Origin of the sequence: Algorimicrobium algoritergicola (assembly GCF_008086165.1) — a bacterium.
GTDB classification, from domain to species: Bacteria; Bacteroidota; Bacteroidia; order Flavobacteriales; family Flavobacteriaceae; genus Algorimicrobium; species Algorimicrobium algoritergicola.
In genome coordinates this window covers 224,915-240,867 of record NZ_VSKL01000001.1, presented here as the reverse complement: position 1 = coordinate 240,867, position 15,953 = coordinate 224,915, and the positions used below count along the sequence as shown (strand labels likewise).

Here is a 15,953-nt window from a genome sequence, read left to right as displayed (position 1 = left end):
AAGTAAGAAATAGTAATTGTTATAAAAACTCAATTCACAAAATAATATGAACAGCAAGATATTAAGTTTAGGTGCATTTTTAGGGCTGACAGCTGTAATTTTGGGTGCATTTGGAGCGCATGGACTCCAGTCGTTAATTGCACCAGAACAAATTGCAACATTTGAAACAGGTGTACGTTATCAAATGTATCATGCTTTATTCTTGCTTTTTTTAGGAACGTCATCTACTGTCAATGCTAAAACAAAACAAATTATTTTTTATTTAATCTTATTTGGTGTGCTATTGTTTTCAGGTTCAATATATGGCTTGGCAACTAATAGTTTAACCGCTTTTAATTTTAAGGCTATTGCCTTTATTACACCAATTGGCGGATTATTGCTAATTATTTCATGGCTCCTATTGTTAATAAAGTTTTTGAAAAATAGGACTGATATTTCTAAAAATTAAGTGCATAGAATAAAATAATGTTTAATTTTGTATAATAAACAACACAAATTATTATGATAGATCATACTCAAGCATCAAATACAATTTCATTAGAAAAATATGGAATTAAAAATGCTAAAGTTCAATATCAATTATCTTCAGAACAACTACACAAGCTTACAATTGAAAAGGGTCAAGGCGTTGAAGCATCATCAGGTGCTTTAGCTGTTAATACAGGTGAATTTACAGGACGTTCCCCTAAAGACCGATTTATTGTTAAAGATTCAATTACCGAAGATCGCGTTTGGTGGGGAAACATTAATATCCCTTTCGAATCTGATGCTTTCGAAAAATTATATAATAAAGTAACCGATTATTTATCCGAAAAAGAAGTCTTTGTTAGAGATAGCTATGCTTGTGCAGATGATAAATACCGATTAAATATTCGTGTTATTACAGAATTCCCTTGGAGCAATATGTTTGCCCAAAATATGTTTTTAAGACCAGAAGTTTCTGAACTTGAAAATTTTAAGCCAGAATGGACTATTGTTAATGCACCAGGATTTATGTCAGTTCCAGATGAAGATGGAACACGTCAACACAATTTTGCAATTTTAGATTTTACGCGAAAAATTGCTTTAATTGGTGGAACAGGCTATACAGGTGAAATTAAAAAAGGAATTTTCTCTGCTTTAAACTTTATTTTACCCGTATTTAAAAACACCTTGCCAATGCACTGTAGTGCTAATGTTGGTAAAGATGGTGATACAGCTATTTTCTTCGGATTATCCGGGACTGGAAAAACAACACTTTCTGCTGATCCTAATCGTAGATTAATTGGCGATGATGAGCATGGGTGGACGAAAGAAAATACCGTTTTTAATTTTGAAGGTGGTTGTTATGCGAAAGTAATTAATCTTTCAGCTGAAAATGAACCTGATATTTTTAATGCTATTAAGCCAGGAGCCATACTTGAAAACGTCATCATGGACAAGGATGGTCATGTAGATTTTGAAGACATATCTATTACGCAAAATACACGAGTTAGTTACCCAATAGAGCATATTGATAATATTCAAGTGCCATCAATTGGTGAGGATCCTAAAAATATTTTCTTTTTAACGGCAGATGCCTTTGGTGTTTTGCCTCCAATTTCTAAATTAACACCAGGTCAAGCAGCTTACCATTTTATTTCTGGTTATACTGCTAAAGTTGCTGGAACAGAAGCAGGTATTGACGAACCGGTACCAAGTTTTTCAGCTTGTTTTGGCGCGCCATTTATGCCGTTGCACCCAACAAAATATGCTGAAATGTTAAGTAAAAAAATGCAAGAAGCTGGTGTAAACGTTTGGTTGGTAAATACAGGCTGGACAGGCGGACCTTATGGCGTTGGATCGCGCATGAAATTAAAATATACACGCGCCATGATAACGGCTGCCATGGATGGAAGTTTAGAGGCTGCCAATAAAGACAACTACCATGAGCATTCTGTATTTGGTGTTCAGCAACCAAAAGTTTGCCCGAATGTACCAACAGAAGTATTAAGTCCTAGAAAATCATGGAATAATGACGAAGGATATTATAAAACAGCTAATAAATTAGCGGATTCATTTAAAGAGAATTTCAAGAAATTTGAGGAGTTTGCCAATGCTGAAATTATGGCTGGTGCTCCAAAAGTAAGATCGTAACAATCTGCGAGCCAATAATTTTGGTTCGTTAATATTATTATTTTACTTGTTTGAATAGGTTTAAAATTGTAGTTTTACACTCAAATTTAAACCTATTTTTTTATGAAAAAAATTACTTATTTATTAGCAATTTTTATTGCTTCCTTTCTACAACTACAAGCTCAAATTGTAGTAAATCCTGTTTCTGCCACGACAACCTTTGTTGCTGATTATGGTACTGATGTTGTAAACACCTACAATGGTTCGGGTTTAGAAACACCTGCTAGTTTAACGTCAAACCATGTTGCCACGGATGGAGCAAATAGTTTTGTTGCTACTACAGTTACAGGAACTATTGATTTTGATTTAGGTAATACCTACGATGTAGTGGGTTTGTCTTTTTGGAATCAAAATGGTGGTGGTCCTGATCCCCAAGTTGGCGTTAACGCAGTTAATTTCTATTATTCACTTGATAATATAACTTACACTTTAATCCCAGGAGCTCCAACAGCTTTTGCACAGGTTTTAACGAATATTGCTGGTCCAGAAACAGCTACTTTTGCAACTGTTAGTGCAGCTTACATTCGTATGGAAGTTTTAACAAACCATGGTGAAGTGCAGACTGGCTTTGCAGAAATAGCCTTTTCAAGTACAGGTCCAACATTAAGTGTTGAAAGAGCAAACGCAACAGTATTTTCTATCTATCCTAATCCTGCACAAGGTTCTGTAAATGTTTCTTCAAATTTAGAACAAGCTACGCAGTTAGGTATTTATGATATTACTGGAAAGTTAGTTTTATCTAACACAATTTCTTTTGGAAATAATAGATTAAATATTTCATCTCTTTCATCTGGTGTATATTTAATGCGTGTTTCTACAAGTACAAAAACAGTTACTAAAAAGCTAGTTGTTAATTAAACTAGAATTCTAAAACATAAAAAAGCCCAGTTGATTTATTTCAATTGGGCTTTTTTTATGGTTACTATAAAATCTATTTCTTTTTATTAACGTCCTTAATATATTTATCCAAAGCCATAGTCATAGAAGGTGTTTCTGGCGTTGGTGCTGCAATATCAACACGCAACCCATGTTCTTCAACAGCTTTGATAGTTGTGCTTCCAAAAACAGCTATACGCGTCTCGTTTTGTTTAAAGTCTGGGAAATTATGAAATAAAGATTCAATTCCTGAAGGACTAAAAAACACTAATATATCGTAATATACATTTGCTAAATCAGATAAATCACTAATAACCGTTTTGTAAAAAACAGCTTCTTTCCATTCGACATTTAAAGCATTTAATGTTTCAGGAACTTCAGGTTTTAATTTATCGGTTGTTGGTAGTAAAAAGGATTCGCCTTTATATTTTTTTATCAAAGGAGATAAATCAGCAAAATTGCGTTTCCCAACATAAATTTTTCGTTTTCTGTAAACTACATATTTTTGAAGGTAATAAGCAACAGCTTCAGACTGACAGAAATATTTCATGCTATCTGGAACTTTAAAGCGCATTTCATCAGCCACTCTAAAAAAGTGATCTACAGAATTTCTGCTCGTTAATATAATTGCTGTGTATTTAGATAAATCAACCTTTTGTTGTCTAATCTCCTTGGCATCAACTCCTTCAACATGTATAAATGGTCTAAAGTCGATCTTTACTTTTTGCTTTTCCTGAAGATCAAAATATGGCGAATTTTCTATTTTAGGTTCTGGTTGAGATACTAAAATTGTTTTCACTTTCATAGGCTTTTTCTTTAATTTGAAACCTTAATTTTTTATAGCTAATTGATATAAAATAATGTAAGGAGCGATTTCAAGAGCGCAAAGATACAAAATAAAATAAAACATGTTCTGTTTTATAAGATTTTGATAGGTCTTAACAGTTGTAATGATGCCAATTATGAATACGAATACAATAACAGCCCAAATACTATAAATAATAGGGTTAGAAACTGAAATGCCATAGATAATAATGGCATTTAATGGCATAAGAATAATACCTAAAAAATTCTTGTAACTTATTTTTTGAAACAAATAATTATCTATTAAAAAGTCAATTTCAAAAACACTCCCAATAAGCCGTTCTAGCAATGTTTTCATAACAATTAGAATGGCAATTATGGCTGTTAATTTTAACAAGAATAATTTAGATATTTCTAATTCGGTTGTTAGGTGATTATAAGTTATAAACCCAAAAATTGATATAGCCAACACAAAATTAAAAAATAGAAGACCATCAAAGACATCAAAAAACTTTTGATCTTTGGAGTAAATTTTAAGGTATTTGGAATTTCCTAAAACTAGGACAAAATCTTGAAAGCGCTTAGCGAAAAGCACTTTGCAAACTGCTATTAGAATAAGTCCAACAACAATTAAAATGGTAAATAAGTCATTTGAAATAACATTACGAAGCATGTTGTAAAATTATTATAAATTATTCTACTTGTGTCTAATATTTTAAGGAATATTTAAAAAAAAGTATCTTTTAAATAGTTTACATTTGCTAAAAATAACTGCGTGTAATGCCAGACACTATTGTCATCATTCCTACTTTTAACGAAATTGAGAATATTGAAGCCATCATTAGGGCAGTGTTTTCGCAAGAAAAGGTATTCCATGTTTTGGTGGTTGATGATAGTTCACCCGATTTAACAGCTGAAAAAGTTAAAGAATTACAAGTAGAATTTCCAGAGCGTTTACATCTATTGCAGCGCCAAGAAAAAACAGGACTTGGAACCGCATATATTGCTGGATTTAAGTGGTGCTTGGAACGTGATTATGCGTATGTTTTTGAAATGGATGCCGATTTTTCTCATAATCCAAACGACTTAATTCGACTGTATAATGCTTGCCATATAGAGCATGCTGATTTAGCAGTGGGTTCTCGTTATGTAAAAGGCGTTAACGTGGTTAATTGGCCAATGAGTAGAATTTTACTATCTTATTTTGCATCCAAATATGTACGATTAATTACCCGAATGAAAATACACGATACCACAGCAGGTTTCGTTTGCTATAAACGTCAGGTTTTAGAAACCATAGATTTAAACAGTATTAAATTTGTGGGCTATGCTTTTCAAATTGAAATGAAATTTAAAGCCTATTTGAAAGACTTTCAAATTGTTGAAATCCCCGTTATTTTTACAGATCGTTCTAAAGGGAAATCTAAAATGAGTGGTGGTATAATTTCCGAAGCTATTTTAGGCGTTATAAGTATGAAAATAAACAGTTTTTTTAGAAAAAAATAAATATGAGTTTACCAACAGCTTTGTTAATTAAGAACGGTAAAATAGTTAATGAAGGTACTATTTTTGAAGGTGATATCTACATTGAGAATGATATTATTAAGGAGGTTGCCCCTTTAATAAGCGTAAAATCTTCCAATGTTAAAGTTATTGATGCCGAAGGAAACTACATTTTACCTGGTGTTATTGATGACCAAGTGCATTTTAGAGAGCCAGGACTTACGCATAAAGGAGATATTGGTAGCGAATCCAAAGCTGCTATTGCTGGAGGTATTACGTCGTTTATTGAAATGCCGAATACCAATCCACAGACGACAACTATTGAAAAACTGAATGAAAAATTTGCTATTGCGGCGCAAACGTCACATGCTAATTATTCGTTTATGTTTGGAGGAACTAATGATAATTTAGACGAAATTTTAAAGGTAAACCCGAAGGAAGTTGCTGGTTTAAAATTGTTTTTAGGTTCTTCAACAGGAAATATGTTGGTGGATAATCCTGCGGTTTTAGAAAAAATATTTTCAAGCACAGATATGGTTATTTCGGTGCATTGTGAAGATGAAGAAACAATAAAAGCCAACTTAAAAATTCATACAGATAAGTATGGTGATGATATTCCATTAAAATTTCATCCTGTAATTAGGAGTGAAGAAGCGTGTTATATTTCATCATCCAAAGCTATTGAGTTAGCTAAAAAAACAGGAGCACGTTTGCATGTCTTTCACTTATCAACTGCTAAAGAGACGGCTTTATTTACTAATAAAATTCCGTTAAAGGATAAAAAAATTACATCGGAAGTATGTATCCATCATTTATGGTTTAGTGATGCGGATTACGATAAAAAAGGGACGCATATTAAATGGAATCCTGCTGTGAAATCCGAAAAAGATCGTGAAGGACTTTGGAAAGCTTTATTAGATGGACGAATTGATGTTATTGCCACAGATCATGCACCTCATACATTAGATGAGAAAAACAATGTTTATACCCAAGCACCTTCAGGTGGGCCTTTAGTTCAGCACGCTTTGGTTGCTATGTTAGAAATGCATCATCAAGGAAAAATAACGGTTCCTAAAATTGTTGAAAAAATGTGTCATAATCCTGCTATTCTTTTTCAAGTTGAAAAAAGGGGCTATATTAAAGAAGGCTATTTTGCCGATATGGTTATTGTGGATATCAACAACCCATGGACCGTTAAAAAAGAAAATATTTTATACAAATGCAAATGGTCTCCTTTTGAAGGTGCCACATTTAAATCACGCGTAACACATACCATTTTAAACGGTAGTTTAGTTTTTGAACACAATAAATTTAGTGTTGAAAAAGCCGCAAAACGCCTAACTTTTAATAGATGAGAAAAGTTGTAACATATGTACTTTTGGCTATTTTTGTAGTTAATTGCAGTCAATTTGGAAAGCCTAAAAAACCAGATAATCTTATTTCTAAAAAAGAGATGGTTTCTATTTTAGTAGACTTATCCTTATTGTCTTCAGCTAAAGGGGTTAACAAGAGGACATTAGAAAATAATGGCATTTCACCTGAAGATTATGTTTACAAAACACATCAAATTGATAGTTTGCAATTTTTAAACAGTAATAAGTATTATTCTTATAATACGGAAGAGTATGAAACTATTCTAAAAAATGTAGAAGATAGTTTAAACAAATTGAAACAAAAATACAGGAAGCTTGTAGAGGAAAGTGATACAAAAGAACTTAAAGCTAAACAAGTAAAACAAAATAATACAAGTAAAGATTCTATCAGAAAAAAGTCCAGAGAAATAGATTAATCTAAAGGTTTTTCAAAAATGCTTTAGCCACATTATCTATGGTGCTATCCATAGGTGTGAATTGAAAATCTAATTGTGTTTTTATTTTCGTGTTATCATAAACGGTTTTGTTTAATGTAGATTTTAACATCGGTTTCACAAGTTTTCTAGGCTTCCCCGTTAATTTATTTTTTAACCAATCCAATCGCCAGGCTATACTTAACATCCAAGGTTTAGCTTCAATATGGGGCGGTTTTACATGTAGGCTTGTTGCAATGGTAGCCAAAAATGTTTGGTAAGGAATATGTTCCGCAACTAAAATATACCGTTCGTTTTTAATAGTGTTTTCTAGAAGTAGAATCATACTTTTAACCACATCACTAACGTTTACACATGCAATATGTCCTTTGGTGTAAAATGAAAGGCCTTCATGGACTTGTTTAAAAATCTCACCACTTCCATGATTCCAAATACCAGCACCAATAATAACACCAGGGTTTACAATAACGGCATCTAAACCTTCTTGAGTGCCACGCCAAACTTCAATTTCGGCACCATACTTTGTTATGGCATATACGTTATTGTCTTTTTCTGGATTCCAATTGGTTTCTTCATCCACTTGCCTGTTATTTTCAGAGTCGCCAATAGTGGCCACACTACTCACATAACAAAGCTTTTTTACATGATTGCTAATACATAAGTTGACCATATTAGTCGTGCCTTCAATATTTGTTTTTCGGAGTTTGTGGTAATCATTAGGCGCAAAAGACACCATAGCAGCGCAATGATATACGTATTCTATGTTTTTGAAGGCTTCTGTAAGTTGCGGTATATCCAATAAATCAGCTTCTATCCATTCAATTTTATTAAAAAGTGCATCATAATCCTGTGTATAATAGGAAAAAACGCGTTTAACAATATCTTGTTTTGCTTCGGTTCTATAAATGGCTCTAACAGCTTTATTGTCTGCCACTAATTGATATAATAAATGCGAACCGACTAAACCAGTTCCTCCTGTAACTAAAATCATAACCAACAATGTAAAGAATTACTCAGAAAGCGCAATGGTTTATGTATTGATTTTTATCTTTGCGCTTATTTAATTTTTTATTGATATATAAAATGGCAAATGCATTTGTTGAAGATTTAAGGTGGCGTGGAATGGTACATGATATCATGCCTGGAACGGAAGAGCAACTTTCTAAAGAAATGACAACCGCTTATATAGGTTTCGATCCAACTTCGGATTCGCTTCATATTGGTAGTTTGGTGCCTATTATTTTATTGGTACACCTTGAAAAAGCAGGGCATAAGCCTATGGCTTTAGTAGGTGGTGCTACAGGAATGATTGGTGATCCTTCAGGAAAAAGCGATGAACGTAACCTTTTAGATGAAGAAGCTTTAAGTAAAAATGTTGCGGGAATTAAAAGCGTATTATCACGTTTTTTAGATTTCGATTCCAAAGCGGAAAACGCACCAGTTTTAGTGAATAATTACGATTGGATGAAGAATTTCTCATTCATTGATTTTGCTAGAGATGTTGGTAAGCGTATTACCGTAAACTACATGATGTCTAAAGACTCTGTGAAAAAACGTTTTTCAGGTGAGGAAGGAAATATTGGTATGTCATTTACAGAATTTACGTATCAGTTAATTCAGGGTTATGATTTTTATTATTTGTATAAAAATCATAACGTATTACTTCAAATGGGAGGAAGTGACCAGTGGGGAAATATTACTACAGGAACAGAACTAGTAAGACGTATGCATGTTGGGGAAGAGGCCAAAGCTTATGCCATGACCTGCCCTTTAATTACTAAAGCAGACGGTTCAAAATTTGGTAAAAGTGAAGGCGGCAATATTTGGTTAGATACCGATAAAACATCGGTTTATAAATTCTATCAATTTTGGTTGAATACCTCTGATGAAGATGCTGAAAAGTATATTAAAATTTTTACGTTTTTAGATAGAGCAACTATAGAACAGTTAATAAAAGATCATCAAGAATCGCCACATTTACGATTGCTTCAAAAGCGTTTAGCGGAAGAAGTAACGACATTTGTACATTCTAAAGCTGATTTTGAAAATGCAGAAAAGGCCTCTAATATTTTATTTAGCAAATCGTTTAAAGCTGATATAGGAACCTTGGATGAAAAAACATTTTTAGATGTTTTTGAAGGTGTGCCTCTAGCCGAAATTTCTAGAGCAGATTTTGATAAAGGTTTAGATATGATTGGTGCTTTAGCGGCACAAACTAATTTTTTAGCGTCTAATGGCGAAGCTAGACGTGCGCTAAAAGAAAATTCAATTTCTGTGAATAAGGAAAAAGTTAGCGATAGCTATATGCTTTCAGATGATGATTTAATAAATAACCATTACATCATTATTAACAAAGGGAAGAAAAACACCTACATAATAAAAGTTATGTAATGTTATTTCAGATATAATATAAGAAAGATTATAAATAGAAACGTCCCGAAGTATTTCGGGACGTTTCATTTCTAATCAACCAACTAAAAAAAATCATTCTTTTTCATAGTATGGGTTTAGTCGTAAAAAATAGCAGTTCCTTACAAAGCCATTAAATTACAACCACGAATATCAGAATTATCAAATCGCCCAATAATTTCAAAGGAGCCATCTTTATGTATTTTTCCTAAATCTTGTGTTGCAATAAATGCGCAGGAATTTATATTCGCTAAATCTATTATATTTAATCCGCCTGTTTTACCAGGTTTTTGAATAGTTAAAGCATCTTCTGTGTCACGCGTTAAAATACGCATCCATGGCGGGCAATTAAAAATGCCATGGCCTTTGGAGTATGCCTGACTTAAAAGTTCAGTCATACCGTACTCACTATGGATTTCAAGAACACCAAACCCTTCTATTAAAATGTCGTGAAGTTCATTTCTAATCAATTCTTTGCGTCTGCCTTTCATGCCACCAGTTTCCATCACGATGGTGTTTTTCAAGTGAAATTGATGGAATTCTACCAAATCCAATAGCGCAAAGGACACGCCAATGAGTAATACTTTTCGGTTTTCAGATTCTAATTTTAATACCGTGTTTTTTAACGCTTCAAAATTGTTTAAATAGAAACCGCTTTCAACGTGTTTGGATTGTTTTATTAGTGCATCTGCCATATATATTAATGACGAGCCATCACGCTCCAAATAGCTTGGTAGTAAAGCTAACACTACATAATCTTCTATGTTACCGTAAAAGGTGTCAAAACCGGCTTCAAAGCTCTGTTCGTATACAGATAAATCGGTTACAAGATGCCTGCTGGTTGTTTGTCCAGTAGTTCCAGAACTTGTAAATATTTTTTGAATTGCATTGGTTGAGCTTACAACATCATGTGACTTAAAAAACTGAATAGGTAAAAACGGAATGTCTTCAACCTGATGAATATCACTCGGGTTTTTATATAATAAATCGCAAAAAGAACGATACACGGTATTGTTTTCAAACTGATATTTAAAAACTTCAAGCGCCTGCTTTTTGAATGTTTGTTCGGAATCAATTTTAAAAATGTCAGACGGTTGTATCATGACTGCAAAAGTATGTAAAATAAAAAAGCGCTACCAATTGGTAGCGCTTTTAAAATTATAAATATGGATGATTATTTAATTACTAATTTTTTAGTAACTGAATTTCCATTTTGAGTTATTCTTAAAATATACAATCCAGAATTTAATGAAGATACATTAAGACTGTTATTTGAAATTGTATTGTTCAATACGTTCTTTCCTAATACATCATAAACGTTTACTGAAATAGCTTCAGCAGACGGGCTTGAAATGTTTACAAAACCATTTGTTGAAGGGTTTGGATATACATTAAAAGTAGTTGACGTAAATGAATCTGTTGATAAGGTATTTGGAGTTACATCTGCCCAAGAAGTTCCTATTCTTAATTCATCAAAATCCATAGAAGGTGTTTCACCTGTAGAATCTTGTCTTAAAATAAATTCAAATATAGATGCACTTGGAGATGAATCAGTATCTGTAATTAAAGCAGTAGGAGCTGAACCACCTAAATCAGTGTCTAAAGGATTTACCCATCCATTAATAGCTCCAGTTTCAATATTGTAACTCATAACAATAAAAACATCTTCATTTACATTATATTTAGTAGTTGTAAAATTTGATCCTGTACTGCTATTTGTCATAGCGATATCATAAGTTGTTCCAACTGGGTCTGTTGCTGGGTGAACCCATAATCTTACGTCAAAATCTCCTAATACTACAACATATCCGCCATCTGTAAGATCTGTAATATTTGATAAATCTCTCACATTAATAATAAATGAAGTAAACACATCTCCAGTATTTACAGGAGAAAACACTAATTTAGAATCAATAAAACCACCTTCAAGATGAATAGCGTTTCCTGTCGATCCTGCTAAGTTAGGATAAGATAAACTTCCAGCAACAACATCAATAGGATTATCTGAACCACTAAAGTTCTCCCAATTTGGTTGGTTACCAAGGTCTGCACCTACTGCATAATCAAAACCTTCATATAAAGGTAACGTGTTTGCAGGTTCACAAGATGGCGAAGTAATTGTGCTATTTAAATCACATAAACCTCCATTAGTAGCTGAAATGATAACATCAGTTCCTTCAGCAATTCCTGTTACGGTAATAGTTCCAGTAGCATCTACAGAAGGGTCGCCAGCAGTTAAATCAACAGTTCCAGAATCTGAAGTTACCGTATATGTACTAGTTCCTCCACCAGAGAAATCTATAGTTGCAGTATATGTATCTGTACCAGAAGTAAGCGCATCACATAATGCAGTAGTTGTTGTTAAGCTTAATTCACATACAGCAGCGTTGTTTTCTAATCTAAAAGTTGGAACTTTAGTTTCGTAAGCTGTTCCTGCAGCATTTAATTGTAAAGATTCTGCATCATTTGCTCCATTTAAACTCTCATCATATTGAACAGTTTCACCTAGACCTGTTAACAATCCAGTAGCATCTGGATCGCTAGTTCCATAAACTAAAGCATCCACTAAATTTGTAGTTGTTGGTGCTGTACCATTTGGAAAATCGGAGTCGTTTGCTGTGTAAACAGCAACGGCATCAGGACCATTTTGTAATGCATTGTTCGCTCCTAGATCAATATCTTGACCAGAAATTAATGGGGTGTTTGCTAAAATGAAAAAGCCATTCGCATCTAAAGTTTTTCCGTCTAAATCGAAAGCAGCGTAACTAGTGTCATTACTACCGTTAAATAAAACAACAACCAAGCCATCTAATGCAGCATTTGGTGTTCCTTTTAATTCGATAAATTCAGCCGTATCCGTACCTGGAGTATCTGCGTCGATTTCATTAATTACAACTTGACCAAATGAAATGGCGGTAATTAATAAGGTTAATAATAAAAAGTAATTTTTTTTCATAATTGAATGTTTAATTGTTTTAAAAGAATTAAAAAACAAATATACGTAGAATTCGTCTTTTATCTAAAAATATTAATAGATAAGTTGCTTTTTTACAATATGATAATAAGGGTAACAGTTATTTAACAATCAGCTTTCTAGTAGCGCTGATATTGTTTTCAGTAATCTTAATAATATAAATTCCGGGCTTTATTTTGGAGATGTTTAATTCTTTGCCAGAAAGGGTTTCTGATAGAATTTTTTTACCAAGAACATTATAAATTTCAACGTGTTTTGTAAAGTTGTTTTTAGTAACTACATATAATTTGCCATGACTAACAGGATTGGGATAAACGGATAAGTTCTCCATGTTTTCCTCTTGATTCATATCATTTTTCTCTATTGATTGCGCAAAACCAATACTGCTGAAAAGCATAAAAAATAGAAATATCAAATAGGTATTAGTTTTCATAAGTTTCAATAAATGACATTAGTAAATATACAAAATAAATATATCAAATAGTTTGCCAAAAAATGAAGCTTGGTTCATGTTACTATTATCAACTTGTAACCTCAAGGTTACCTTAATGTTATTTATAGTTTTTAGAGGTTTGTACCAGCTTATAAATTTTATCTTTGCATGAGTCAATGTTTAAAGCTTTATGAAAAAACGCGATATAAAAATTTTATTAGTAGATGACGAACCAGATATTTTAGAAATAGTTGGGTATAATTTATCTTCTGAAGGGTATGAGATTTTTACAGCTACAAATGGTCTAAAAGCCGTGAAACTGGCTAAAAAAGTAAAACCACATTTGATTATTATGGATGTGATGATGCCTGAAATGGATGGTATTGAAGCTTGTGAACTTTTGCGCAAAGAACCAGATTTAAAAGAAACTATTATTACGTTTTTAACAGCTCGTGGTGAAGATTATTCGCAAGTTGCGGGATTTGATGCTGGAGCTGATGATTATATTACCAAGCCTATTAAACCGAAAGTTTTAATCAGTAAAGTAAAATCGTTATTACGTCGTTTTAAAGAAGATGCTCCAGCTGAAGCCATTGTAAAAATTGGTAATTTGGTGATTAATAGGGAAGAGTATAAAATTGTTTTAAATGATGAAGAACTAATTTTACCGAGAAAAGAATTTGAATTATTATCTTTATTGGCATCAAAACCTGGTAAAGTTTTCAAAAGGGAAGACATTCTAGATAAAGTCTGGGGAAATGAAGTCGTTGTTGGTGGTCGTACGATAGATGTCCACATTAGAAAATTACGTGAAAAAATTGGCGATGATTCATTTAAAACTGTTAAAGGTGTTGGTTATAAGTTTGTAGATTAATGCAAAAACTAAAAAAGACGTATAAGTTTGCGATTAAAACATCGCTATTCATCACCATATTATTAACACTCCTTTTGAGTGTTTTTTTGTATGTTGTTCAAGCATTTACATGGCTGATAATACCATTTGTTTTGTTGTTTGGAGCGGTTTCGTTTGCCATTATTCAATTTCGTGTGGAACGTTTTATATATAGACGCGTAAAAAAAATATACGACGATTTAACGCTTCTAGAATCAGCCTCACTAACCAAACAGCCCATAACTACTGATATGGCAACGCTTACCAAAGAAATTGATAAGTATGCTAGAGACAAGAAATTAGAAATTGAAACCCTTAAAGTTCGTGAGGAATACCGAAAAGAATTTTTAGGAAACGTGTCTCATGAATTAAAAACACCATTATTTACTGTTCAAGGCTATATTTTAACCTTATTAGATGGCGCTATTGATGATAAACGTATTCGAAAACGCTATTTGCAACGTGCTAGTAAAGGTGTAGAACGCCTTATTTATATTGTGAAAGATTTAGATATGATTACCAAACTTGAAGTGGGCGATTTAAGTTTGAATAAAGAAGTTTTTGATGTGGTTGAACTCATTGAAAATGTTTTCGAATTACTAGAAATGAAAGCTACCAAAAAGAAAATCACCTTGACTTTTGATAGAGATTATCCGGAAGCAATTCTGGTTTATGCAGATAAGGAACGGATTGAACAAGTTATTACCAACCTTGTTGTAAACTCCATTAAATATGGAAGAGAAAAAGGGACGACAGAAATTGGGATTGAAAACTTAATCAAAAACAAAGTTATAGTTCGTGTTACTGATAATGGCGAAGGTATTACTGAAGAAAATTTATCACGGATTTTTGAACGCTTTTTCCGAGTCGATAAAAGTGGTTCACGAAAAGAAGGTGGTTCGGGTTTAGGCTTGTCAATCGTTAAACATATTATTGAAGCGCATGACGAGCGCATCTATATTGAAAGCGAATTGGAAGTGGGTAGCGAGTTTTCATTCAGTATGGAAAAGGCTAAATAAGTCGGTATAATCTATCTCAAAATTATAAGCACTCAAACCGTTGTAATCGGATACTAACTTCAGTTTGTCAATAGTAAATTCATTCTGTTTGCAATAGGGAACTAATTTGTTTTCTTGCAACCGTTCTGCTAAATAGTTTTGTTCAAATTGTCCTGGTGTGGGAATAAAAAAGGCTTTTTTTTCTAATTTTGCTAAATCCATGATGGTTGTATAACCTGATCTTGAAACAATTAATTTACTTTGGTTTATAGCATCTTCCAATAAATTACTGGTTAAATAATTATAGATCGTGATATTGCCAACTAGGTCTTTTTTTATTTCCTTTTCTATAATGCCTTTTACAAAAACCACCTGACCATCATAAGTAGCGAATTCTTGTAATAGCTTTGTTTCTAAAAACTGACGTTGCGGTTCAGGGCCAGAGAGAATGACGAGGACGTCGTGTTTTATTGGAAGCTCTTTTTTTACAAATCGGCTTAATGGACCTATATATTTTGTTTTAGAATTTGGTTTTTTAGCATGACCTAGTTTCCCACTTAAATTAGTGCTTTCAGAAACGTCTGGAACCCAGCATTGGGTGAATTTATTTATAATATACGTGTGAATGTTAGTACTGAACCATGTGGTACTCCCACTTAAAACGCGCAATTGATGTGTCATAAAAACAGAAGGGATATCTGATGAAAACACACCAAAACGATTATCTGAAATAATGCCGTCAATTTGATATTCTGCAATAATTTTATCGGTTGCTAACTTTTCAACCTTGATGTTTTTTAAAATTTTAGGTGAATCTTTAAGTAGTTTGTATTTAAAATATTTCGCGTTTTTAGCATACCTAATATTGTAAGCAGGTAATTCTAAACAGGTAAGTTCTGGGAATTCATATTGTAGTAAAGTCAATGCAGCACCATCACTAGCCAGTATTGGCGTAAAATTTTGCTGAAGTAGTGCCGTAATAATTGGAATGCATCTGGTAGCATGACCAAGACCCCAATTTATAGGCGCTACCAAAATATGTTTCTTTTCTTTCATGAAAAACAAAGATAAGCATATATGCACTTCCACATATTTACGTAATT

General features: G+C 32.9%; 16 protein-coding genes. 9 read left to right on the top strand and 7 right to left on the bottom strand.

Translation table 11 applies throughout. From position 1 onward, the window contains the following. The first annotated feature begins 46 nt into the window (after positions 1 to 46). From ES675_RS01250 to ES675_RS01240, 3 genes are all read left to right on the top strand, one after another. The gene (locus ES675_RS01250) at positions 47 to 448 is read left to right on the top strand and encodes a DUF423 domain-containing protein (RefSeq protein WP_066250802.1); all 402 of its coding nucleotides are present in this window, start codon (positions 47 to 49) and stop codon (positions 446 to 448) included. A 53-nt stretch (positions 449 to 501) separates the two neighbouring features. Further along, positions 502 to 2,115, top strand: coding sequence for a phosphoenolpyruvate carboxykinase (ATP) (gene pckA, locus ES675_RS01245; RefSeq protein WP_066250797.1), 1,614 nt, complete (start codon positions 502 to 504; stop codon positions 2,113 to 2,115). Between the two features lie 102 nt (positions 2,116 to 2,217). Then, positions 2,218 to 3,012 carry a T9SS type A sorting domain-containing protein gene (locus tag ES675_RS01240; RefSeq protein WP_066250792.1) on the top strand — a complete coding sequence of 265 codons (795 nt, stop codon included), beginning with the start codon at positions 2,218 to 2,220 and terminating at the stop codon, positions 3,010 to 3,012. A 73-nt stretch (positions 3,013 to 3,085) separates the two neighbouring features. On the opposite strand, the gene ES675_RS01235 is transcribed toward ES675_RS01240, so the two are convergent. Both ES675_RS01235 and ES675_RS01230 read right to left on the bottom strand, forming a co-directional pair. After that, the gene (locus tag ES675_RS01235) at positions 3,086 to 3,835 is read right to left on the bottom strand and encodes a uroporphyrinogen-III synthase (protein ID WP_066250789.1); all 750 of its coding nucleotides are present in this window, start codon (positions 3,833 to 3,835) and stop codon (positions 3,086 to 3,088) included. A 24-nt stretch (positions 3,836 to 3,859) separates the two neighbouring features. Continuing rightward, the gene (locus ES675_RS01230) at positions 3,860 to 4,507 is read right to left on the bottom strand and encodes a DUF4271 domain-containing protein (protein ID WP_066250783.1); all 648 of its coding nucleotides are present in this window, start codon (positions 4,505 to 4,507) and stop codon (positions 3,860 to 3,862) included. 107 nt (positions 4,508 to 4,614) lie between these two features. On the opposite strand from ES675_RS01230, the gene ES675_RS01225 reads away from it, so the two are divergent. From ES675_RS01225 to ES675_RS01215, 3 genes are read left to right on the top strand one after another with little or no spacing between them, the layout of a single operon-like run. Next, positions 4,615 to 5,340 carry a polyprenol monophosphomannose synthase gene (locus ES675_RS01225; protein ID WP_066250780.1) on the top strand — a complete coding sequence of 242 codons (726 nt, stop codon included), beginning with the start codon at positions 4,615 to 4,617 and terminating at the stop codon, positions 5,338 to 5,340. Positions 5,341 to 5,342: 2 nt separating this feature from the next. Further along, complete coding sequence (locus ES675_RS01220; protein WP_066250777.1) at positions 5,343 to 6,692, top strand: dihydroorotase; 1,350 nt, start codon at positions 5,343 to 5,345, stop codon at positions 6,690 to 6,692. Further along, positions 6,689 to 7,126 (top strand): DUF4296 domain-containing protein, encoded by a 438-nt coding sequence (locus tag ES675_RS01215; protein ID WP_066250771.1) that lies wholly within the window; start codon positions 6,689 to 6,691, stop codon positions 7,124 to 7,126. The genes ES675_RS01220 and ES675_RS01215 overlap by 4 nt, the downstream gene beginning before the upstream one ends. Position 7,127: 1 nt before the next feature. Here the strand turns inward: ES675_RS01215 and ES675_RS01210 are convergent, their stop codons facing one another. Further along, on the bottom strand, positions 7,128 to 8,135 hold the full coding sequence (locus ES675_RS01210) for an NAD-dependent epimerase/dehydratase family protein (protein WP_066250768.1): 1,008 nt from the start codon (positions 8,133 to 8,135) through the stop codon (positions 7,128 to 7,130). Between the two features lie 92 nt (positions 8,136 to 8,227). Between ES675_RS01210 and tyrS the strand changes: the two genes are divergently transcribed. Then, entirely contained in the window at positions 8,228 to 9,535 is a 1,308-nt protein-coding gene (gene tyrS / locus ES675_RS01205) for a tyrosine--tRNA ligase (protein ID WP_066250765.1), read from the top strand. 140 nt (positions 9,536 to 9,675) lie between these two features. Here the strand turns inward: tyrS and ES675_RS01200 are convergent, their stop codons facing one another. The 3 genes from ES675_RS01200 to ES675_RS01190 all read right to left on the bottom strand — a co-directional run bounded on the left by ES675_RS01200 (position 9,676) and on the right by ES675_RS01190 (position 12,960). Next, positions 9,676 to 10,656: a LuxE/PaaK family acyltransferase gene (locus tag ES675_RS01200; protein WP_066250761.1), complete on the bottom strand. Its 981-nt coding sequence runs from the start codon at positions 10,654 to 10,656 to the stop codon at positions 9,676 to 9,678. Positions 10,657 to 10,727: 71 nt separating this feature from the next. Beyond that, on the bottom strand, positions 10,728 to 12,509 hold the full coding sequence (locus ES675_RS01195; protein WP_148367198.1) for a T9SS type A sorting domain-containing protein: 1,782 nt from the start codon (positions 12,507 to 12,509) through the stop codon (positions 10,728 to 10,730). 118 nt (positions 12,510 to 12,627) lie between these two features. Next, the gene (locus ES675_RS01190) at positions 12,628 to 12,960 is read right to left on the bottom strand and encodes a T9SS type A sorting domain-containing protein (RefSeq protein ID WP_066250755.1); all 333 of its coding nucleotides are present in this window, start codon (positions 12,958 to 12,960) and stop codon (positions 12,628 to 12,630) included. Between the two features lie 190 nt (positions 12,961 to 13,150). Between ES675_RS01190 and ES675_RS01185 the strand changes: the two genes are divergently transcribed. Both ES675_RS01185 and ES675_RS01180 read left to right on the top strand, forming a co-directional pair. Further along, complete coding sequence (locus tag ES675_RS01185; RefSeq protein WP_066250753.1) at positions 13,151 to 13,834, top strand: response regulator transcription factor; 684 nt, start codon at positions 13,151 to 13,153, stop codon at positions 13,832 to 13,834. Beyond that, positions 13,834 to 14,871 (top strand): sensor histidine kinase, encoded by a 1,038-nt coding sequence (locus ES675_RS01180; protein ID WP_066250750.1) that lies wholly within the window; start codon positions 13,834 to 13,836, stop codon positions 14,869 to 14,871. The genes ES675_RS01185 and ES675_RS01180 overlap by 1 nt, the downstream gene beginning before the upstream one ends. Here ES675_RS01180 and ES675_RS01175 read toward each other — a convergent pair. Beyond that, the gene (locus ES675_RS01175; RefSeq protein WP_066250747.1) at positions 14,845 to 15,906 is read right to left on the bottom strand and encodes a glycosyltransferase; all 1,062 of its coding nucleotides are present in this window, start codon (positions 15,904 to 15,906) and stop codon (positions 14,845 to 14,847) included. The genes ES675_RS01180 and ES675_RS01175 overlap by 27 nt on opposite strands. Between the last annotated feature and the right edge of the window lie 47 nt (positions 15,907 to 15,953).